General features: G+C 65.7%; 16 protein-coding genes and 1 pseudogene. 14 read left to right on the top strand and 3 right to left on the bottom strand.

Annotated features, from left to right (window positions below; genetic code table 11):
* The first annotated feature begins 34 nt into the window (after positions 1–34).
* The 5 genes from JYG37_RS01740 (at position 35) to hslU (ending at position 5,556) form a co-directional block, all read left to right on the top strand.
* Complete coding sequence (locus JYG37_RS01740; RefSeq protein ID WP_050017945.1) at positions 35–1,249, top strand: class I SAM-dependent rRNA methyltransferase; 1,215 nt, start codon at positions 35–37, stop codon at positions 1,247–1,249.
* Positions 1,250–1,437: 188 nt separating this feature from the next.
* Positions 1,438–2,517, top strand: a complete 1,080-nt coding sequence (locus JYG37_RS01745; RefSeq protein ID WP_050017934.1) for a CobW family GTP-binding protein — start codon at positions 1,438–1,440, stop codon at positions 2,515–2,517.
* Between the two features lie 494 nt (positions 2,518–3,011).
* A complete protein-coding gene (gene dksA / locus JYG37_RS01750) occupies positions 3,012–3,428 on the top strand; it encodes an RNA polymerase-binding protein DksA (RefSeq protein ID WP_006477498.1) in 417 nt (138 codons plus the stop codon).
* A gap of 237 nt (positions 3,429–3,665) precedes the next feature.
* Complete coding sequence (hslV, locus tag JYG37_RS01755; RefSeq protein ID WP_047899301.1) at positions 3,666–4,202, top strand: ATP-dependent protease subunit HslV; 537 nt, start codon at positions 3,666–3,668, stop codon at positions 4,200–4,202.
* Positions 4,203–4,212: 10 nt separating this feature from the next.
* Positions 4,213–5,556, top strand: coding sequence for an ATP-dependent protease ATPase subunit HslU (hslU, locus tag JYG37_RS01760; protein ID WP_213345831.1), 1,344 nt, complete (start codon positions 4,213–4,215; stop codon positions 5,554–5,556).
* A 67-nt stretch (positions 5,557–5,623) separates the two neighbouring features.
* Here the strand turns inward: hslU and JYG37_RS01765 are convergent, their stop codons facing one another.
* The 3 genes and pseudogenes from JYG37_RS01765 to JYG37_RS01775 form a co-directional block, all read right to left on the bottom strand.
* Complete coding sequence (locus JYG37_RS01765) at positions 5,624–6,166, bottom strand: response regulator transcription factor (protein WP_021156278.1); 543 nt, start codon at positions 6,164–6,166, stop codon at positions 5,624–5,626.
* 13 nt (positions 6,167–6,179) lie between these two features.
* Positions 6,180–7,597, bottom strand: a pseudogene (locus tag JYG37_RS01770) (ATP-binding protein).
* An 80-nt stretch (positions 7,598–7,677) separates the two neighbouring features.
* Positions 7,678–7,902 (bottom strand): cysteine-rich CWC family protein, encoded by a 225-nt coding sequence (locus tag JYG37_RS01775; protein ID WP_011546466.1) that lies wholly within the window; start codon positions 7,900–7,902, stop codon positions 7,678–7,680.
* Between the two features lie 294 nt (positions 7,903–8,196).
* Between JYG37_RS01775 and argB the strand changes: the two genes are divergently transcribed.
* The 9 genes from argB to JYG37_RS01820 all read left to right on the top strand — a co-directional run bounded on the left by argB (position 8,197) and on the right by JYG37_RS01820 (position 20,551).
* A complete protein-coding gene (gene argB / locus JYG37_RS01780) occupies positions 8,197–9,096 on the top strand; it encodes an acetylglutamate kinase (RefSeq protein WP_006490510.1) in 900 nt (299 codons plus the stop codon).
* Positions 9,093–9,884: a pyrimidine 5'-nucleotidase gene (locus tag JYG37_RS01785; protein ID WP_176016703.1), complete on the top strand. Its 792-nt coding sequence runs from the start codon at positions 9,093–9,095 to the stop codon at positions 9,882–9,884. The genes argB and JYG37_RS01785 overlap by 4 nt, the downstream gene beginning before the upstream one ends.
* On the top strand, positions 9,851–10,516 hold the full coding sequence (gene slmA, locus JYG37_RS01790; RefSeq protein ID WP_124631152.1) for a nucleoid occlusion factor SlmA: 666 nt from the start codon (positions 9,851–9,853) through the stop codon (positions 10,514–10,516). The genes JYG37_RS01785 and slmA overlap by 34 nt, the downstream gene beginning before the upstream one ends.
* Before the next feature lie 533 nt (positions 10,517–11,049).
* Positions 11,050–11,592, top strand: coding sequence for a fimbrial protein (locus tag JYG37_RS01795; RefSeq protein WP_124631151.1), 543 nt, complete (start codon positions 11,050–11,052; stop codon positions 11,590–11,592).
* 103 nt (positions 11,593–11,695) lie between these two features.
* Positions 11,696–12,460, top strand: a complete 765-nt coding sequence (locus JYG37_RS01800; RefSeq protein ID WP_124631150.1) for a fimbrial biogenesis chaperone — start codon at positions 11,696–11,698, stop codon at positions 12,458–12,460.
* A 188-nt stretch (positions 12,461–12,648) separates the two neighbouring features.
* Positions 12,649–15,231 (top strand): fimbria/pilus outer membrane usher protein, encoded by a 2,583-nt coding sequence (locus tag JYG37_RS01805; protein ID WP_249746020.1) that lies wholly within the window; start codon positions 12,649–12,651, stop codon positions 15,229–15,231.
* 302 nt (positions 15,232–15,533) lie between these two features.
* Positions 15,534–16,370 carry a fimbrial protein gene (locus tag JYG37_RS01810; RefSeq protein ID WP_185731874.1) on the top strand — a complete coding sequence of 279 codons (837 nt, stop codon included), beginning with the start codon at positions 15,534–15,536 and terminating at the stop codon, positions 16,368–16,370.
* A 247-nt stretch (positions 16,371–16,617) separates the two neighbouring features.
* A complete protein-coding gene (locus tag JYG37_RS01815) occupies positions 16,618–17,160 on the top strand; it encodes a fimbrial protein (protein ID WP_124631147.1) in 543 nt (180 codons plus the stop codon).
* A 13-nt stretch (positions 17,161–17,173) separates the two neighbouring features.
* Positions 17,174–20,551 carry an autotransporter family protein gene (locus JYG37_RS01820; RefSeq protein ID WP_249746021.1) on the top strand — a complete coding sequence of 1,126 codons (3,378 nt, stop codon included), beginning with the start codon at positions 17,174–17,176 and terminating at the stop codon, positions 20,549–20,551.
* Positions 20,552–20,752 lie beyond the last annotated feature (201 nt).

A 20,752-nucleotide genomic window follows, 5' to 3' on the forward strand; every position in this document is an offset into this window, starting at 1 on the left:
GCCGGCGTCGTGCGCGGCCCATTTCGATCTCATCATGCAAACCGTCACCCTCAAGCCGTCCAAGGAAAAATCGCTGCTGCGCCGCCATCCGTGGATCTACGCCAATGCGATCGACCGCGTCGACGGCAAGCCCGCGCCCGGCGCGACCGTGCTCGTGCGCGCGCACGACGGCCGCTTCCTCGCGCGCGGCGCGTACAGCCCGCAGTCGCAGATCCGCGTGCGGGTGTGGAGCTTCGACGAGCACGAGCCGATCGATCACGCGTTCTTCAAGCGCCGCGTGCAGCGCGCGGTCGCGCACCGCACGACGATGGTGTCGGGCACGGGCGCGGTGCGGCTCGTGTTCGGCGAAGCCGACGGGCTGCCGGGGCTGGTCGTCGACTACTACGTCGCGGATACCGCCGAAGCCGGCGCCGCGCCGCGCGGCCAGCTCGTCTGCCAGTTCATGGCCGCGGGCGTCGAAGCGTGGAAGGACGCGATCGTCGCGGCGCTCACCGGCGCGACCGGCTGCCCGAACGTGTACGAGCGCTCGGACGTGTCGATCCGCGACAAGGAAGGGCTGGAACAGACGACCGGCGTACTGGCCGGCGACGCGCCGCCCGCGACGCTGATCGCGAACGAAAACGGCGTGCGCTATCACGTCGACGTGCCGAACGGCCACAAGACGGGCTTCTACGTCGACCAGCGCGACAACCGCGCGCTCGTCGCGCAGTACGCGGCCGACCGCGACGTGCTGAACTGCTTCTGCTACACCGGCGGCTTCTCGCTCGCAGCGCTCAAGGGCGGCGCGAAACGCGTCGTATCGATCGATTCGTCGGGCGATGCGCTCGCGCTCGCGCAGCAGAACGTCGTCGCCAACGGCTTCGACGCCGAACGCGCGACCTGGCTCGACGCCGATGCGTTCAAGACGCTGCGCCGCCTCGTCGACGAAGGCGAGCGTTTCGACCTGATCGTGCTCGATCCGCCGAAGTTCGCGCCGACGCGCGACAGCGTCGATCGTGCGGCGCGCGCGTACAAGGACATCAACCTGAGCGGCTTCAAGCTGCTGCGTCCGGGCGGCCTGCTGTTCACGTACTCGTGCTCGGGCGCGATCGACATGGACCTGTTCCAGAAGATCGTCGCGGGCGCGGCCGCCGACGCGAAGGTCGACGCGCGCATCCTGAAACGGCTCGGCGCGGGCGTCGATCATCCGCTGCTCGCCGCGTTCCCGGAAGGCGAATATCTGAAGGGCCTGCTGTTGCAAATCGTCTGATCGCCCCGATCTAGCGCGGACAACCGCGCCCGTCCCATTGGCGGCGCTGCGTTGCCGCCTGTCGTCCGGACGACGGGCGGGAACTTGACAGGTATGTTTCAATTGTTGGTTGTGCGCCCCGGCTCGCAGCGCGAGGGCGCGACGCACATCCTGTTTTGACCCCGATTCACGAACCACAGGCGATTGACATGGCCACTCCCGTCACCATCCTCACCGGCTTCCTCGGCAGCGGCAAGACGACGCTGCTCAAGCGCATCCTGAACGAACAGCACGGCATGAAGATCGCCGTGATCGAGAACGAGTTCGGTGAAGAGAACATCGACAACGAAATCCTCATCCAGGATTCGAACGAGCAGATCATCCAGATGAGCAACGGCTGCATCTGCTGCACGATCCGCGGCGACCTCGCGCGCACGCTCGGCGATCTCGCCGCGAAGAAGCGCGAAGGCAAGCTCGACTTCGACCGCATCGTGATCGAGACGACCGGCCTCGCGAACCCGGGCCCCGTCGCCCAGACGTTCTTCATCGACAGCGAAATCGCCGACGATTTCCTGCTCGACGCGGTCATCACGCTGGTCGACGCGAAGCACGCGAACGCGCAGCTCGACGAACACGAGGTCGTGCAGCGCCAGGTCGGTTTTGCCGATCGCCTGTTCATCACGAAGTCGGACCTCGTCGACGACCAGACCGTCGCGGGCCTCAAGCACCGCCTGATGCACATGAACCCGAAGGCCGCGATCAAGGTCGTGAATTTCGGCGAAGCGGACATCAAGGAAATCTTCGACCTGCGCGGCTTCAACCTGAACGCGAAGCTCGAGATCGATCCCGATTTCCTCGCCGAGGACGATCACGCGCACGCTCACCACGATCACGGCCATGATCACGATCACGCGAATTGCGACCACGATCACGGTCAATGCGCGCACGATCACGACCATGGCCACCATCATCACCACCACGCGCACCACGACGACAAGATCAAGTCGTTCGTGTACCGCAACGACCGCCCGTTCGACCCGAACAAGCTGGAAGACTTCCTCGGCGGCATCCTGCAGATCTACGGCGAGCGGATGCTGCGCTACAAGGGCGTGCTGTACATGAAGGGCGTCGACCGCAAGGTCGTGTTCCAGGGCGTGCACCAGATGATGGGCAGCGACCTCGCGGCGAAGTGGCTGCCGGTCGAGAAGAAGACCAACAAGATGGTGTTCATCGGCGTCGACCTGCCGCAGGACCTGATCACCGACGGCCTCGACGCCTGCCTCGCCTGACCCGCGCGGGCGCCCGCCGCGCCCCGCCGCCCGGCCGCCAGCCCGGGCGGTGGCGGCCGCCGCGCGGCGCCTTTTTCGGGCAGGGTTTCGCCGTCATCGCTTTTTCGCGATTTGCGCGTTATATTTTCTAGATATTGGCGCAGCCGACGGGGATCGACCCGATACGGCGCCCGCTTGCGATTCAGTTACAATACGTGCCCGCTGGAGTACGGCAACAAACAGGCCCGGTTCTTGCTGAACCAGTTTTCCGGGCATCGCAACCGCGCCGGATCGCCCATCCGCCTCCCGGCCGCGGCCGATGCGATGTGCCGCGCAGCACACCGGTTCGCAGCGCGCACAACTCCGCGCCAGGCCTATCCTGGTATTTGAGAACCGGTTTCCAGAGGCTTTCGGCCCCGCGGCGGCAAATCGCAAATGAATGCAAACGCGGTTGCGGGTAATCCCAAAGTGCAGGCAATATCTCTCGATTTGCCGCACATTGAAGAAGCAAGCAGATGACGAAGAAACTCTTGACCGAAGCCGAAATCCTGAAGATGAGCGACAAGGATTACATGAATGAGGATCAGCTCGCCTTCTTCAAAAATCGGCTCGAACAGTTGCAGGCGGACATCCTCAAGAATGCAGGCCAGACGACCGAGAACCTGCGCGAGACGGTGATCGTCCCCGATCCCGCCGACCGCGCGACGATCGAGGAAGAGCACGCGCTCGAGCTGCGTACGCGCGACCGCGAACGCAAGCTCCTCAAGAAGGTTCAGCAGTCGCTCGCCCGCATCGATTCCGGCGATTACGGCTGGTGCGAGGAAACCGGCGAGCCGATCGGCATTCCGCGCCTGCTCGCGCGTCCGACCGCCACGCTGTCGCTCGAGGCGCAGGAGCGCCGCGAGCTGCGCCAGAAGCTGTTCGGCGACTGATCGGGCGGCATTCCGCTCAAACACGCTGCTTCCCGAAAGCGCGCGGCCTGCCGCGCGCTTTTTGTTTTTCCGGCACCGATTCCCGGCCGCCGGCCGATTTGCCTTCCCCTCTTGATATCCCGGCGCCCGCCCTAAAATGAAACGGACGCGCGCCGGGCCGCTCCCCGGCGCACTGCGGATTCACGCGGCGGCGCATCGCGCCGCCCGACTCTTCCCCGTTTTTCTCAAGGAACGCAGATGGAGCAATTTCACGGCACGACCATCGTTTCAGTCCGGCGCGGCGACCAGGTCGCGCTCGGCGGCGACGGCCAGGTAACCCTCGGCAACATCGTCATGAAGGGTGGCGCGCGGAAAGTGCGGCGGATCTACAACAACCAGGTACTGGTCGGATTCGCGGGCGGCACCGCCGATGCGTTCTCGCTCCTTGACCGCTTCGAGGCGAAGCTCGAGAAGCACCAGGGCAACCTGACCCGCGCGGCCGTCGAGCTCGCGAAGGACTGGCGCACCGACCGGATGCTGCGCCGCCTCGAGGCGATGCTGATCACGGCCGATGCGACCACCACGCTCGTGATCACCGGCAATGGCGACGTGCTCGACCCGGAAGGCGGGATCTGCGCGATTGGCTCGGGCGGTGCGTACGCGCAGGCCGCGGCCCGCGCGCTCGTCGAGAACACCGAGCTGTCGCCGCGCGAGATCGTCGAGAAGTCGCTCGGGATCGCCGGCGACATGTGCATCTACACGAACCACAACCGCATCATCGAAACGATCGAGTAAGGACAGCCCCATGAGCACCATGACCCCTGCCGAGATCGTCTCGGAACTCGACAAGCACATCATCGGCCAGGCGAAGGCGAAGAAGGCCGTCGCCGTCGCGCTGCGCAACCGCTGGCGCCGCCAGCAGGTCGCCGAGCCGCTGCGCCAGGAAATCACGCCGAAGAACATCCTGATGATCGGGCCGACGGGCGTCGGCAAGACCGAAATCGCGCGCCGCCTCGCGAAGCTCGCCGATGCGCCGTTCATCAAGATCGAAGCGACCAAGTTCACCGAAGTCGGCTACGTCGGCCGCGACGTCGACAGCATCGTGCGCGACCTGATCGAGATCTCGGTCAAGCAGACGCGCGAAGCCGAAATGCGCAAGGTGCGCAGCAAAGCGACCGACCAGGCTGAAGACCGCATCCTCGACATCCTGCTGCCGCAACCGCGCGCGGTCGGCTTCGGCGGCAATGCCGAGCACGCGAACGACGACAACAACGCAACCCGTCAGACGTTCCGCAAGCGCCTGCGCGAAGGCCAGCTCGACGACAAGGAAGTCGAGCTCGACCTCGAGCAGCCGTCGGTCGGCATGGACATCATGGCGCCGCCCGGGATGGAAGAGATGACCGAGCAGATCCGCTCGATGTTCTCGAACCTCGGCAGCGGCAAGAAGCAGCGCCGCAAGGTGAAGATCAAGGAAGCGCTGAAGCTGCTGACCGACGAAGAAGCGGCGAAGATGCTGAACGAAGAGGAAGTGAAGACGAAGGCCGTGCAGAACGTCGAGCAGAACGGCATCGTGTTCCTCGACGAGATCGACAAGATCACGTCGCGCAACAACGAAGGCAGCGGCGGCGAAGTGTCGCGCCAGGGCGTGCAGCGCGACCTGCTGCCGCTCGTCGAAGGCACGACGGTCAACACGAAGTACGGGATGGTGAAGACCGATCACATCCTGTTCATCGCGAGCGGCGCGTTCCACCTCGCGAAGCCGAGCGACCTGATTCCGGAACTGCAGGGCCGCTTCCCGATCCGCGTCGAACTCGATTCGCTGTCGGTGAACGACTTCGAAGCGATCCTCGTCGCGACCGACGCGAGCCTCGTCAAGCAGTACCAGGCGCTGCTCGCGACCGAAGACGTACAGCTCGAATTCGCCGACGACGGTATCCGGCGCCTCGCCGAGATCGCGTTCGCGGTCAACGAGAAAACCGAGAACATCGGCGCGCGCCGGCTGTACACGGTGATCGAGAAACTGCTCGAGGAAGTGTCGTTCTCGGCGGGCAACCACGCCGGCGAGCGCGTGACGATCGACGCGAAGTATGTCGACCGCGCACTCGGCGAAGTGGCGCAGGACGAAGACCTGTCGCGCTACGTGCTGTAACGCGCTCGGCGCCGGATGGGAGACGGGCGGCCCCTTCGGGGGCCGCCCGTTTTCGTTGGTGCGCCGCTTACTGGCGCACCGGCTTCTTCGCGAGCTTGCGCTGCAGCGTGCGGCGGTGCATGTTCAGCGCACGCGCGGTCGCCGAAATGTTGTTGTTGTTCTCGGCCAGCACGCGCTGGATGTGCTCCCATTCGAGCCGGTCCACCGACAGCACGACCGGATTCTCCAGCGCTTCGTCGGCCTGCACTTCGGTCGCGTTGGTCTGCAGCGCGGCCAGGATCGACTCGACGTTCGCCGGCTTGGCGAGGTAGTTGTCCGCGCCCTCCTTCACGGCCTGCACGGCGGTCGCGATGCTCGCGTAGCCGGTCAGCACCAGAATCCGCGCATCGGGCTGCAGGTCGCACAACGGCGCGATCAGGCTCAGTCCCGAATCCTCGCCGAGATGCAGGTCGACGGTGATGAACTGGAACTTGCCGCCCGCGGCGAGCCGCAGCGCCGCCTCCTTGTCATGCGCCTGCTGGACCGCGTAACCGCGGCGCTCGAGGCCGCGCGCGAGCGTGCCCGCGAACACCTCGTTGTCGTCGATCACCAGGAAATTGTTCTCGCTCATGGGGTTTCTCCGTCTACGTGTTGGTTGAGGCCGCCGGCAGCGCGACGCGCACGACCGGCAGGCGCAGCACGGCCCGCGTGCCGCGCCCGGCCGGCGCGCCAGTTGGGCGGCCGTCCGGCGTGCCGGCTGGCCGGTCGGCTGCATGTGCGCCCGCGCGTTGTCCCGATGCGGCCGCCGCGTGGCCATTCGCCGCACCGCCGGCCCGCCCGTTGCCGCCCGCCGCGCGCGGCGTGACGTCGGACAGTTCGATCTCGCCGCCCAGCCGCGCGGCCGCGCTAAACGCCAGATACAGGCCGACGCCGTGCCCGCCCTGCGTACTGTCGACCGGCATCGCGCCGAGCGATTCGCGCAGCGCGGCCGGAATACCGGGCCCGTCGTCGCATACCTCGAATTCGATTTCGTCGGCCGTGCCGCCATGCGCGACCTTCGCAGCAAGCGTCACGCGCTGCGGGCTCGCGCGCGCGGCGTTGTCGAGCAGGATCGTCAGGATCTGGCCGGCCGCGACCGTATCGTCGAGCGCGACGCCCGCCGGGCGCGCGCCGAGCAGTTCGAACTGCACGTGCGGATGCCGCAGACGCCAGTGCTCGACGAACGTGTCGAGCCAGTCGTCCACCGGCTGGCGGCTCGCCGGCGCGCTCGCGCGGCGCGCAGGCGCGCGAGCGCCGACGTGCAGAGCGTCATCTGTTCCTCGAGCACCTTCAGGTCGGCCTCGTAGCGCGCCAGCCCCGGATCGGCGCGCGCCGCGTCGCGCAGCTCCTCGGCGAGCATCGCGATCGTCGACAGCGGCGTGCCCATTTCATGCGCGACGGTGGCGGCCTGCACACCGAGCGCAACGGCCCGCTCGTCGCGCAGCAGGTGCTGCTGCGCCTCGCCGAGCGCCGCGTCGCGCTGGCGCAGCGCGTTCGACATGCGCGCGACGAACCACGCGATCAGCCCGACGCTGACCATGAAGTTCGCCCACATGCCGGTACGGTAGTAATCGAACAGGTTCGCCGGGTTGTCCATGTTGAGCGGCACCGAGTCGAAGCCGAGCGCCGCGTAGCAGGCGACCGCGAACGCCGCGAGCCAGATCATCAGGTGCCACGGCAGCACCGCCGCCGCGATCGCGAGCGACGGCAGGTACAGCGACACGAACGGGTTGGTCGTCCCGCCCGACAGGAACAGCAGCGCGGACAGCGCGCCGAGGTCGACCCACAGCTGGCCGAGCAGCTCGAAATTGGTCTCGGGCCGCGCGCGCAGCACGCGCACCCAGGTCAGTGCGTTGAAAACGATTTCGAGCGCGATGACCATCAGCATCGCCGGCAGCGGCAGATGCACGCCAAAATAGGTCTGCACGACGCCGATCGTCACGAGCTGGCCGATGATCGCAAGATTGCGCAGCCAGAACAGGTGACTGAGGTTGACGCGCCCGGTGGTGGTGATTCGTTGCATCCGGGCAGTTTACCCGTTTAGCGCCCGGCGCCTCTAGCGGGGCCGGATCGATGCGCACGAACGGGCGCGGCGCGGCGCCGTCAACCGGCCGCGCCGGCCATGCGCTGTGCGATCTCGTCGGCCAGGCACTCGGGGCATCGGCACCGCGCGCCGGCCGCGGGCGGCGTGCCGCCGGGCGGCACCGGCATCGCCGCGCACCAGCAGTCGAACGGCTGCGTATGCGCGCCGCAGTCGAAGCCGCGCCCGCAGTGCGGGCAGCGCGCACGGCGCGGGGCGGAACGGGCGTCGGCGGCGGAATCGGTCATGGCGCAATCGCGGAAGCGGGCGGGACATCGCCCCACGCGACAAGCATAGCGCGGCGGCTGGATTTTGCACGCCGGTCGCCTGACCGAACGCCATCGGAAACGCACGTTGGCCAGCCCGCCGGCACCGCCCGCGCGGCGCCGCCCGAATCGCGCCGCGCCATAGCCGGCGGGCCGCCGCGCGCTGTACCCGCCTCGCGCCGCCGGTGTTCCGGCCAGCCCAAAAACCCGATGCTGCGCTGCGCCACTCCTGTACAATTCGGCCTGTTTCAACCGTTCCCAGCCAGAGCCGCCGCCATGTCCGAGCCCATCGACCTCTCGCAGATCGCCCCCACGCTGAAAGCAGAAATCCTCGCGGAAGCGCTGCCGTACATCCGCCGTTACCACGGCAAGACCGTGGTCATCAAATACGGCGGCAACGCGATGACGGAAGAGCGGCTCAAGCAGGGCTTCGCGCGCGACGTGATCCTGCTGAAACTGGTCGGCATCAACCCGGTGATCGTCCACGGCGGCGGTCCGCAGATCGATCACGCGCTGAAGAAGATCGGCAAGGCCGGCACCTTCATCCAGGGCATGCGCGTCACCGACGAAGAGACGATGGAAGTCGTCGAATGGGTGCTGGGCGGCGAAGTGCAGCAGGACATCGTGATGCTGATCAACCACTTCGGCGGCCACGCGGTGGGCCTGACGGGCAAGGACGGCGGCCTGATTCACGCACGCAAGCTGCTGATGCCGGACCGCGACAACCCGGGCCAGTACATCGACATCGGCCAGGTCGGCGAGGTCGAGGCGATCAACCCCGCGGTCGTGAAGGCGCTGCAGGACGACGCATTCATCCCGGTGATCTCGCCGATCGGCTTCGGCGAAGATGGCCTGTCGTACAACATCAACGCCGACCTCGTCGCGGGCAAGCTCGCCACGGTGCTGAACGCCGAGAAGCTGCTGATGATGACCAACATCCCGGGCGTGATGGACAAGGACGGCAACCTGCTGACCGACCTGTCCGCACGCGAGATCGACGCGCTGTTCGAAGACGGCACGATCTCGGGCGGCATGCTGCCGAAGATCTCGTCGGCGCTCGACGCCGCGAAGAGCGGCGTGAAGTCGGTGCACATCGTCGACGGCCGGATCGAGCATTCGGTGCTGCTGGAAATCCTGACCGAGCAGCCGTTCGGCACGATGATCCGCTCGCATTGAGACCACGCAGCAAGACCGCCACACCCGACTTGCCGGCCCCGCTGCGGCGCCGGCGCGTGTCGCGCAGCCGGCCCCGCGCCGGCGCGCCGGTGTGGCTGTTCGATCTCGACAATACCCTTCACCACGCATCGCACGCGATCTTTCCCGAGATCAACCGCGCGATGACGCAATACATCATCGATGCACTGCAGGTCGAGCGTGCCGAAGCCGACCGCCTGCGCAACGGCTACACCGAGCGCTACGGCGCCGCGCTGCTCGGCCTCACGCGCCATCACCCGATCGACCCGCACGACTTCCTGCGCGTGGTCCACACGTTTTCCGACCTGCCCGCGATGGTGCGCGCCGAGCGCGGCCTCGCGCGCATCGTCGCCGCGCTGCCGGGCCGCAAGTTCGTGCTGACCAACGCGCCCGCGAACTACGCACGCGCGGTGCTGCGGGAGCTGCGCATCGAGCGGCTGTTCGAGCGCGTGATCGCGATCGAGCACATGCGTGATCGCCGCACGTGGCGCGCGAAGCCCGATCGTGCGATGCTGCGCAGGACTTTGCGCGCCGTGCATGCACGGCTCACGGATGCGATCCTCGTAGAAGACACCCGCAGCCACCTGAAGCGCTACAAGCGCCTCGGCATCGGCACCGTATGGATCACCGGCCACCTGCCGGGCCATCTGCCGAACGTCGGCCGACCGCATTATGTCGACCAGCGCATTCGTTCGTTAAAATCGCTGCGACTGGGCACACGATCGGGGCGACAAAAATGCAGCCGACTTACCCGCAGGACCACGCCGTAAAGGAAGACCAGGCCACACCGTCCCGCCCGCGCCCGAAACCGGGCGAGCGGCGCGTGATGATCCTGCAGACCCTCGCCGCGATGCTCGAGGCGCCCAAGCCCGAGAAAATCACGACCGCCGCGCTCGCAGCCCGGCTCGACGTGTCGGAAGCCGCGCTCTACCGGCATTTCACCAGCAAGGCGAAGATGTACGAAGGGCTGATCGAGTTCATCGAGCAGGCGCTGTTCGGGCTCGTCAACCAGATCGTCTCGAAGGAGCCGAACGGCGTGCAGCAGGCGCGCACGATCGCGCTGACGATGCTCAATTTCGCCGCGAAGAACCCGGGCATGACACGCGTGCTGACCGGCGAGGCGCTGGTCGGCGAGGACGAGCGGCTGACCGAACGCGTAAACCAGCTGCTCGACCGGATCGAGGCGACCGTCAAGCAATGCCTGCGGGTCGCGCGCACGGAAGCCAACACGCCGCAGGACGGCGCCGCACCGTTCGCGCTACCGGCCGACTACGATCCGGCCGCCCGCGCGAGCCTGCTCGTCAGCTACGTGATCGGCCGATGGCACCGCTTCGCAAAGGGCGGGTTCCAGAAGCCGCCGGGCGAGCAGGCCGATGCGCATTTGCGGTTGATCCTGCAGTAACGCCCAAGGCGCGGACGTGCGCGCTGCGAGCGCGCCGTCGGGCGTCGCACTCGCTTGGCGACACGCGTCAATGCCCAGGCGCCAATTCCGCGCTCGCCGTGGCACACGGCATGGCCTCACCTGTCCGCACCCGCGGTACTGACGGCCTGAATCGGCGCGGGGTTCATATCCCGCGCACGCCGTCATTAATTCGCCATCCTGAATATATCCCTGCCTGAATCGGCCGCCGAGGCGAGCCGAATCCATCAGACAGCCTCTCGATCCTTGCGGCGCTCCCGCAACGTCGACGTCCCGGCACGGGTGTGCGGCATGCGAGTCACGGCCCTTGACGATTCTTAAAAGAAATTTAGTACTCGAACTAGATTAAAGCCACTCAACTTAGAAATCGTCCCATTCTTTCGAATGACTTACTTCGGAACAATAGCACCTGTTTCCCGCAGCTGCTGCCGCCCCGCAGCAGCGATGCGCGACAGCGCGATGGAAACGTCCGTGCGTCGTCTTTCGACGCGAGGCCCTTACTAACAGGTACTTAAATGTCCAAAAAAGCACTTTCCATTCTGATGGCATCCGCGGGGCTCCTCGCCGCTGCTTCATCGGCCCACGCTGCCGACGGCACGATCACGATCACCGGCGAGATCACGGCCCAGACCTGCACGATCTCGGGCGACGGCGGCGGCAAGGACTTCACCGTCACGCTGCCCAACGTGTCGACCTCGGCACTCTCGGTGGCAGGCTCGACGGCCGGCCGCAAGCCGTTCCGCATCGCACTGTCGAACTGCTCGCCGAACTCGGGCAACGCATCGGTGTACTTCGAGCCGGGCACGACGGTCAACGCGCAAACGGGCCAGCTGTTCAACGCAACGGGTGACGCGAAGAACGTCGAAGTCGGCCTGCTGAACAAGGACGGCTCGAACATCAAGCTCGGCGCGGCGCAAGCGCAGCAGAACTCGCAGACCGTGCCGATCGCGGGTGGCGCGGCGACCCTCGATTACTTCGCGCAATACGTCGCGACCGGCGGCGCTGCGACGGCCGGCAAGGTCGGCACGTCGGTCATGTACTCGGTCTCGTACCAGTAATCCGGCTTCGCGACCGGCGGCCCGCGCCCGCGATACAGCAGCGGCGCGCGGGTCGCCCTCCCGATCACCAGTGAGTCTGTTTATCTATAAGGAGAAATCGGCGATGAGAATGCCAACGAACTTGCGTTTGAGCGTGGGCGCCGCGGCGCTGGCCGCGGCGCTGGTCGGCGCGGGGACGGCGGACGCCAGCGTCGTGATCGGCGGAACGCGCGTGGTCTATCCGGAAAAGGAACGCGAGGTCACGGTCAAGCTGACCAACGAGGGTGACAGGCCGTCGCTGGTGCAGGCGTGGATCGACGACGGCAATGCGAACGCGCTGCCCGACGAATCGAAAGTGCCGTTCACGCTGACACCGCCGTTGTTCCGCCTGGATCCAAAGAAAGGCCAGAGCCTGCGACTGATCTACACGCAGGAACCGCTCGCACAGGACAAGGAAACCTTGTACTGGCTCAACGTGCTCGACGTCCCGCCTCAGGCTGCGGACGACGCCGATACACCGAACCTGCTGCAACTTGCGTTCCGCTCGCGCATCAAGCTGTTCTTCCGGCCGGCCGCGCTGCAAGGCGTCGCCGACGAAGCCGCGGAAAAGGTGACCTGGAATTTCGCACCGAAAGCCGGTGGCGGCTACGCGCTGCAAGCGAAGAACCCCACGCCTTACCACGTGACGTTCACCAAGCTCACAGTCAAGTCCGGCGGCACGATCTGGACCGACGACAAGGGCGGCATGGTCAAACCTGGCGCGACCGAGCAATTCGACGTCGGCAGCGTGCAATCGATGCCGGGCGCACCGATCCAGGTCGATTACACGTTCCTCAACGACTACGGCGCGGGCATCGAAGGCAGTTACGCACCGAAGAAGGCGCACTGACGCCACCCGGACATTCCTGAATCAATCCGTCGCTGACCGACGGCGCGCAATCGCGCCGGCGCAGGCAGACCGTCGCTCGCGCTATGACGATGCGGCATCACTCTATCGAATTCATGCGAGCGAATCATCACATTGCACCACCGGAGGCCACGGCGCGTTTTGCGCTGAGACCGGGCTATTTGCTTGTCATGGCGACGCTCGGCGGCTGGGCCACCGGCGCATGCGCGGTCGAAACGTCGGCCGCATCGGCGGACAGCTTCCAGGTCGCGCAGGTCCAGTTCAACGACACGTTGATGATGAAGCCGCGTGGACAGCGGCTCAACCTCGAACGCTTCGCGAAAGGCAATCCGGTGCCTGCCGGCGATTATCTGGTCGACCTCTACGTGAACCAGACGTGGACGGGCCGCTCCACGGTGCGTTTCGACGCGGTGGCGGGCGCGGTCAGCGCGATGCCGTGCTTCGATCGCACGCTCGTGGGCCGCCTCGGCCTCGACGACCAAACACTGACCGACGCGGCCCGTGCCGAACTGGTACGCGTGCAGTCCGGCGAGTGCACGGACATCGACAAGCTGGTGGCCGGCGCGACGGTCGAATTCGACATGTCGGAGCTCCGCCTGAACGTGAGCATTCCGCAGGCGTCGCTGCTGCGCAATCCGCGCGGTTACGTGAGCCCTGAACTGTGGGACAGCGGCGTGCCGAGCGCAACGCTCAAGTACAACGCGAACGTGTTCCGCAGCACGTCGTCCGGATACGAAAGCACACAGGGTTACCTCGGACTGAATGCCGGCGCCAACGTCGGTAACTGGCATTTGCGGCACAACGGCAGCTATAGCGCGCAAACGCAGGGCGACAGCCGCTATCAAAGCCTCAACACCTATGTTCAACGCGACCTGCCGGCATGGCGCAGCCAGTTGAAGATCGGCGAGACCTACACCGACGGCACGCTGTTCGACAGCGTCGGCATGCGCGGCGTCACGCTCGAGACGGACGACCGCATGCTGCCCGATTCGATGCGCGGCTACGCGCCCGTGGTCCGCGGTGTCGCAACGAGCAACGCGCACGTCGCGGTGTCGCAGAACGGTGCGGTGCTGTACGAAACCAACGTCGCGCCGGGGCCGTTCGAGATCAATGACCTGTACGCGACCGGCTACGGCGGCAACCTGCTCGTCACGGTCACCGAGGCCGATGGCAGGAAACACAGCTTCACGGTGCCGTATGCGGCGGTCGTGCAATCGCTGCGCCCCGGCATCTCGCGGTTCGGCGTCGCGCTCGGGCAGTTGCGCGAGTCGCAACTCGAGCGTCACCCGAATTTCGCGCAGGCCACGTATCAGCGCGGCATCAGCAACCTGATGACGGGCTACGTCGGCGCGATCGTCGCTGAAAACTACCTGGCCGGGCTGGTCGGCGCTGCGTTCAACACGTCGCTCGGCGCGCTCGCCGTCGACGTCACGCACGCCAGCGCCCGCATCCCGGGCGTGTCGGCGACGAGCGGGCAGAGTGTGCGCGTGAGCTACAGCAAGTCCGTCGATGCGACCGGCACGAACATCGCGGTCGCCGCGTATCGATACTCGTCGCGCGGCTACTGGACCATGCGAGATGCGATGTATGCGCGCGAAATGTCGGCAGCCGGCACCGATCCGAACAACGTCTATCGGCAACGCAACCAGGTCCAGCTGACGCTGAACCAGTCGCTCGGCGACCAGCGCGGCAGCCTGTTCGCAGTGGGCTCGACGGTCAACTACTGGAACCGCCAGGGCACGACCACGCAGTTTCAGCTCGGCTACAACAACAGCCTGCGGCTCCTCGGCGTCAACCTGAGCTACAACCTGTCGGTCTCGCGGCAGCGGGACGGCTACTCGGGCCGCCTGAACAACCAGGTGTACGCGAACCTGACGGTCCCGCTCGGCCGGCGCTCATACGCGCCGACGCTGAGCACGGGCTTCGCGCACGACAGCCACGGCGGCATGACCGGGCAGACTTCGCTGACCGGCACCACCGGAAAGTCCAACCAGTTCTCATATGGCGTGAACGTCAACACCAGCGCCGGCACGACCACCGGCGGCGGCAACGCACAGTATCGCAGCCCGTTCGCGACCTTCTCCGGCAGCGCGAGCGGCGGCAGCGGCTACTCGAGCGTCTCCGCGGGCATATCGGGCGCCCTCGTCGGGCATGCGGGCGGCGTCACGCTCGCCAACGATCTCGGCGACACCATCGCCATCGTCGAGGCGAAGGACGCCGTCGGCGCGTCCATCACGAACGGCACGGACGTGCGGGTCGACAGGCGCGGCTATGCGGTGCTCCCATATCTGACGCCGTACCAGATGAACACCATCGAGCTCGATCCGAAGGGCATCCCGGTCGACGTCGAAATGCTGACGACGAGCCAGCAGGTTGCACCGCGCGCGAATTCGGTGGTGAAGGTCAAGTTCAAGACGGTCACCGGCCGTGCGGTGCTGATGACGATCCGTCAGCCCGACGGCAAGCCGATCCCATTCGGCAGCAACGTCGTCGGCGCCGACGGCAAGACCATCGGGCTAGTCGGACAAGGCGGCAAGCTGTTCGTTCGCGGCCTGGCGGACAACGGCATATTGACAGCGAAGTGGGGAAATCGTGCCACGGAGGTGTGTACGTTCACTTACCGGGTACCAGCGACCGAAAACAAATACGGGTTTGAGCGCGCCGACGCTGTTTGCGACTACAGCGTCGCGAAAATCGGCAAATTGACCGACGTTGAGCCTAATGCCACGCCCATCGGCAGCAAAACGCCATGACGCACCATATGCGTATTTCGCGATCGCACCACGGCAAATGCATATGTGCAATAACCATGCAATCCGATCAAATCACACGATATGCCACGGCACCAGGAAAAGCGGATTCCCCAATGAAAAGATTACTTCAATTAATTATTACCGTCCTTTGCACCCTCATTCCCGTGAGTGGGCACGCAGACTGTGGCACGTATAATGAGACTTTTTCATTCGGAACCGTACGAGTACCCCCGAATCTGAAAAATGGAGAGCCTGTAGCCAGTACAATCGTTGAGTTTCAATTCATATGTCAAAATGTCACTGTGGACATCACTCCCTACTTCAACACTTTGCTGTGGGAATCACCTTACTCCGGCATTGCAATTGTGGCGGGCTCGACTCCCGGCGGGTCTAGCGTAATTTGGCCAAGCCTGGGTCTTCGCGTATCCAATTTGGATACCGGCGAAATCATGACCTCAGGATTCAAAGGTCAGCCCTCTAAACAATTTGGCCCATCAGTCCACATCGAGACACCTTTCGGAAAGACCGTAAAGAAATTTCGGGTCAAGGTCGAATTAATTAAAATTCACGACAATGTCTACCGATTCACTTCCCCCGTCAATCAACCGCCGATGGGGGGTACGGTAGGGTTCACTCTAACTTTCAGGTTCGATAATACCCCGTCATTCATCGCCCCGACCCTGGTCTGGGGCCCGTCCGGCCCGATAACTGTCGTTCCGCAATCATGCACGGTGACGACACCATCGGTCAGCGTCCCGTTGCCACCGGTCGCCGCCAGCAAGCTGAACGCGGTAGGCGCCACCGCAGGCGAAGCGAATTTCGCAATCGGGCTGTCCTGCGCCAGTGGATCCAACGTCTACGTGACATTGACGGACCTGACTAACCCAGGCAACACAAGCAATCAACTTTCGCTGGCACCCGAGTCCTCCGCGAAAGGCGTGAAGCTGCGAATACTGAGAAACGGGCAGCCTGTCAGCTACGGGCCGGATTCCTCAATGACAGGCAATCCGAACCAATGGCTTGTCGGTCCGTCCGCCTCGACATCCCGCATTCCGCTGAGTGCGGAATACATCGCGACTGACCGCGTATCCGCAGGAACCGTGAAGGGTGTCGCGACATTCACGATGAGCTATCAGTGAACGCATAAGACCTGATAGTGCTGCAATTCGAGGCTGCATCGCCCCGCCGGCATTTACCAGCGAAGCGGTGCCCCCGAAGGTCGCCGACTGTTCGGTGGCCAAAACGGACTTCCGTTTCGCAGTCCTGATGGACTGCATCGGAATGCCGTGGTTACACAAGGTAGCTCGCCATGCCACTTGCCGGTCGCGGCAAACGGACGAGTGGGCGACCGAATCCGTTTGTTTATTTGACATTAGAGGAACCAACATGAAATTCGCACTCTCCAGCATCGCAGCCCTCACCGTCGTTGCCGCCGCAACCCTGCCGGCCGTGTCGCACGCCGCCGACGGCACGATCACCATCAACGGCAACATCGGTACGCAGACCTGCACGATCGACGGCAACGGCACGGGCGGCAAGGACTTCACGGTCGCGCTGCCGAAGGTGTCGACGTCGTCGCTCGCCAGCGGCGGCGCGACGGCAGGCCGCACGCCGTTCAAGATCGGCCTGAAGAACTGCTCGCCGGCCGCCGGGAACGTCTTCACGCACTTCGAGCCGGGCACGACGGTCAACTCGACCACCGGCCAGTTGCTCAACGCATCGGGCACCGCGAAGAACGTCGAAGTCGGCCTGCTCAACGGCGATACGACCAACATCGGCGTCGGCAAGGCCGATGAAAACTCGAAGGCGGTCGCGCTGTCGAACGGTGCTGCGGACCTGCCGTATTACGCTCAGTATGTCGCGACGGGCGGCGCAGCAGGTCAAGGCACGGTAAACACCTCGGTGATGTACTCGATCATGTATCAGTAAAGTCCGAGCGCCGGTGCGCGTCCTGCGCGCCGGCTCGTACCGGGGCGCGGGGGCGCGCGCCCCTTCCCCGACATCCTCGGCGGACCGACGCGCGATCGATCCGCGTGCCGACGGAATTGTCGTTCGAGCAGTCGTCACTGCATCTCGCCTCTTTCAGGATTCCCTCATCAACCCGGCCGACAACGCTCACGCCGGGTGGCACGCAATTGGCCAGCGCAGTTCCAGGCCCGCTACACACCACCCACGCCTCCAATCATTCAGGCAACGGGCACCGAAGCACCTTCCCGCCTCACGTGTCCTCCGTGCCGTTCGTCGGTTTCCTCCGAAAATTCGAACTCGTCCAATATCCAAACCTGCTCAACAAAACTACTTTTCACCTGTTCAAGACAAGAAAGGTGATCTGGTGAACCGCAGTTATTTCCTCTCGTCCCGAGCGCGCGTCCGCCTGTACGTCGCACATTCGGCCCTGCTCGCCGGCGCGGCGATGTCGTCGCCGTCCACCGCACAAGTCACGGGCGGCGGCCCGCAGCAAGCCGACGGCATTGAACTCGAAGTCGCGCCGGGTGAATATTCGACGCACGAGGCCGGCAAAGCGGTGCTTTCCGCGATCAACGGCGGCATCCTGACGACCGGCGGCAGGACCCGCGTTTTTTCAACCGGCAACGGCGCGGCGGGCGCCGCCGCATGGGGCAGCGCGTCGCGCGTCGTGCTGCGCGATACGGAAATCCGGACCCGCGGCGGCTCCAGCGCCGGCATCGATCTTCGTAATGGTGCCAACGCGACTGCGGAGCGCATTTCCATCGATACCGACGGCGACTACGCGCATGGCGCGTCCGTCGACGGCACCAACGCGCGCCTCACGCTCTCCGACAGCGTGATCGTGACACGCGGCAAGGAAGCGCATGGCATCACGGCGATCCTGGCGCCGGGCGGCACCATCGAGGTGGCCGACACGCTGGTCCGTACCAGCGGCCTGTTCGGCGTCGGCCTGTCCATCAGTTACGGCGGTGTCCGCGCGACACTGACCCGCACCGATATCCGCACGGACGGCGACTATGCGTCGGTGCTGTACCTGCCGAGCGCCTCCACGGTCGCACTGAACGACTCGCACCTCGAAACCGCCGGCGACTACGCGCTCGGCGTGGACACGCGCGAGGGCAGCGTCGAACTCGCACGCACGCGCGTCATCACGCACGGCAACAGCGCGCACGGGCTTTATGCATCGAAGGAATACACCGATACGCCTGCCGTCGATGCAACTGATACGTTCGTGACCACCACCGGCACGCGCGCGATCGGCGTGATCGCCCGCCTCGGCGGCAAGATCTCGGTGACGCGCGGCGGCATCACCACGAGCGGCGAACGCGCGCGCGGCGTGATGTCGGCCGGTACGAACTCCGTCGCGTCGCTCGTCGATACGAGCGTCGAAACGCAGGGCAAGCAAGCCGTTGCGCTTTATTCGAGTTCAGGCGGCACAATCGACCTGGTGCGGACCAGCGCGCGCGCAACCGGCGAAGGCGCCCCCGCAGCGGCCGTCTACGGCGGTACGCTGACGATCGACGACGGTTCGCTGGTCAGTGAACGCCACGGCGCGATCGACGCGTCCGACGCGACCATCGCGCTGAAGAACGGCACGCGCGCCATCGGCGGCAACGGCACACTGCTGTCGGTCCATGCAGAGTCAAGCGCACCCGTGCGCCTGACGCTCGACACCGGCTCCCGTGCCGACGGCGACATCGTCAACCTGCCGACCGACGACGGCAGTGCGACCGATGCCGTGACGGACGTCGCGCTCGCCAATGCATCCGAGTGGACCGGCGCGACCGACGTGGTCCGCACGCTGTCGCTCGACAAGAACAGCCGCTGGACCGTCACCGCCGATTCGACGGTCGGCTCCGTCGCGCTGAACGATTCGACGATCGAGTTCGCCGCGCCCGCGGCACGCGGCATGCCGACGCCGCGCACGCTCGTCGTGACGGGCGACTATGCGGCCCGCAGCGGCCGGCTCGTCCTCCATACGACGCTGCAGGACGACGCGTCGCCCACCGACCGCCTCATGATCGACGGCGGCCGAGCGTCCGGCGACACCGGTATCGTCGTCAAGCGTTCGGGCGGCGACGGTGCGCCGACGACCATCGGCATCCCGCTCGTCGAAACCCGCAATGGCGGCACGACGGACGTGTCGGCATTCACCCTCGATGCGGGTTCCGACGGCTACCGGAATGGCTTCGGCACGTTGTCCGCGGGCGGCTACGACTACATGCTCAAGCGCGGCGGCAACGGCGGGCATGAAGAAGACTGGTATCTCGTGTCCGCTGCGAAGCCTCAGCCGCCGGTTCCACCCGGCCCCGTCGACCCGGTTCCGCCCGGCCCGGTCGACCCCGAGCCGCCGATCGTGCCGGAAATCACTCCGCCGCCGCGTGCCGCCGCACCGGAGCCCGATGCGTATCTGGCGAATGCCGATGCGGCCTCGATGATGGCCGTCCATACGCTGCATCAGCGTGAAGACGCGTCACTGCGCACGGGCGCGGCCGCGACAGGGCCGCTCGACGGCGCGGTATGGCTGCGCGCCGAAGGCCAGATGACGTCGATGTCGGGCGGCAATCGCAGCGTGTCGGGCAACGGTCGGTTGATTCACGCCGGCGCCGACCTGCTCCGCTTCGAAGACGGTCACGGCGGCAGCGTGCGCGTCGGCGCGATGGGCATGTACGGCAGCCAGACGAACTGGTCGACGCGTCCGCTGTGGAATGCGATCGAGGGCCGTATCACGAACGCCACCGCACGCGGCAGCGTGTCCGGCTACAACGTCGGGATGTACGGCACGTGGTACGGCAACCGCGACATCCTGACCGGTCCTTATGTCGATGCATGGCTCATGTACGGCGCGTACGCGAACAGCGTCGGCGGCAGCCTCGCGGCCGACTCGTATCGGTCGCGCACCGTGACGGGTTCGATCGAGGCCGGCTATTCGTTCGGATTCTACGAACGCGGCGACACGCGGTTCTTCGTCGAGCCTGAAGCGCAGCTCGTCGTGTCGGACTACCGCGCGGACGCGCACGGCACCGCCGGCGGCCGTCTCGACGGCCAGGGTGCAACCGACGTGCGGACCCGGCTCGGCGTGCGCGTACACGGCGTGACCGCGATGCCGAACGGGCGCGAACTTCGGCCGTTCGTCGAAGCGAACTGGTGGCACGGTCCCGGCTCACGTACGCTGACGCTCGACCGCAATGCCTTCTCGTTCGACGTGCCGCGCGACCGCGTCGCGGTCCGGTTCGGCGCCACCGGGCAGGTGAGCCGCCAATTCTCGATATCGGCAAGCCTTGGCGTCGAGGGCAATCTGTCCGACTACTCGGTGGTCACCGGGCAGCTTTCGGCGAAATATCGCTGGTGACGGCCGCGGTGGCCGACGGGCGGCCGAATTCGCGCGCCCGCCGAATTCCGCTATACTTTGCCGACTGCCGCCCCTCGGGCGGCGTGTCGGAAGCGCGCCGATTTGCTGACTCGATTGCGGGCGCGCGAACCGGCCGGGGCGTTGATGTGTCGATGCGTCGTTCCCCGGCGGTTCACTACAAATGCGGCTAAAGAGGTCGTC

This window comes from Burkholderia sp. LAS2 (assembly GCF_018417615.1).
GTDB lineage: Bacteria > Pseudomonadota > Gammaproteobacteria > Burkholderiales > Burkholderiaceae > Burkholderia > Burkholderia sola.

Bases quoted from the DNA above. Each gene is read 5' to 3' on its own strand.
- slmA (WP_124631152.1), top strand. From the start codon at position 9,851: ATGCAGCCGACTTACCCGCAGGACCACGCCGTAAAGGAAGACCAGGCC.
- hslV (WP_047899301.1), top strand. From the start codon at position 3,666: ATGGAGCAATTTCACGGCACGACCATCGTTTCAGTCCGGCGCGGCGAC.
- JYG37_RS01740 (WP_050017945.1), top strand. From the start codon at position 35: ATGCAAACCGTCACCCTCAAGCCGTCCAAGGAAAAATCGCTGCTGCGC.
- JYG37_RS01795 (WP_124631151.1), top strand. From the start codon at position 11,050: ATGTCCAAAAAAGCACTTTCCATTCTGATGGCATCCGCGGGGCTCCTC.
- dksA (WP_006477498.1), top strand. From the start codon at position 3,012: ATGACGAAGAAACTCTTGACCGAAGCCGAAATCCTGAAGATGAGCGAC.
- JYG37_RS01800 (WP_124631150.1), top strand. From the start codon at position 11,696: ATGAGAATGCCAACGAACTTGCGTTTGAGCGTGGGCGCCGCGGCGCTG.
- JYG37_RS01745 (WP_050017934.1), top strand. From the start codon at position 1,438: ATGGCCACTCCCGTCACCATCCTCACCGGCTTCCTCGGCAGCGGCAAG.
- JYG37_RS01805 (WP_249746020.1), top strand. From the start codon at position 12,649: ATGGCGACGCTCGGCGGCTGGGCCACCGGCGCATGCGCGGTCGAAACG.
- JYG37_RS01765 (WP_021156278.1), bottom strand. From the start codon at position 6,166: ATGAGCGAGAACAATTTCCTGGTGATCGACGACAACGAGGTGTTCGCG.
- hslU (WP_213345831.1), top strand. From the start codon at position 4,213: ATGAGCACCATGACCCCTGCCGAGATCGTCTCGGAACTCGACAAGCAC.
- JYG37_RS01815 (WP_124631147.1), top strand. From the start codon at position 16,618: ATGAAATTCGCACTCTCCAGCATCGCAGCCCTCACCGTCGTTGCCGCC.
- argB (WP_006490510.1), top strand. From the start codon at position 8,197: ATGTCCGAGCCCATCGACCTCTCGCAGATCGCCCCCACGCTGAAAGCA.
- JYG37_RS01775 (WP_011546466.1), bottom strand. From the start codon at position 7,902: ATGACCGATTCCGCCGCCGACGCCCGTTCCGCCCCGCGCCGTGCGCGC.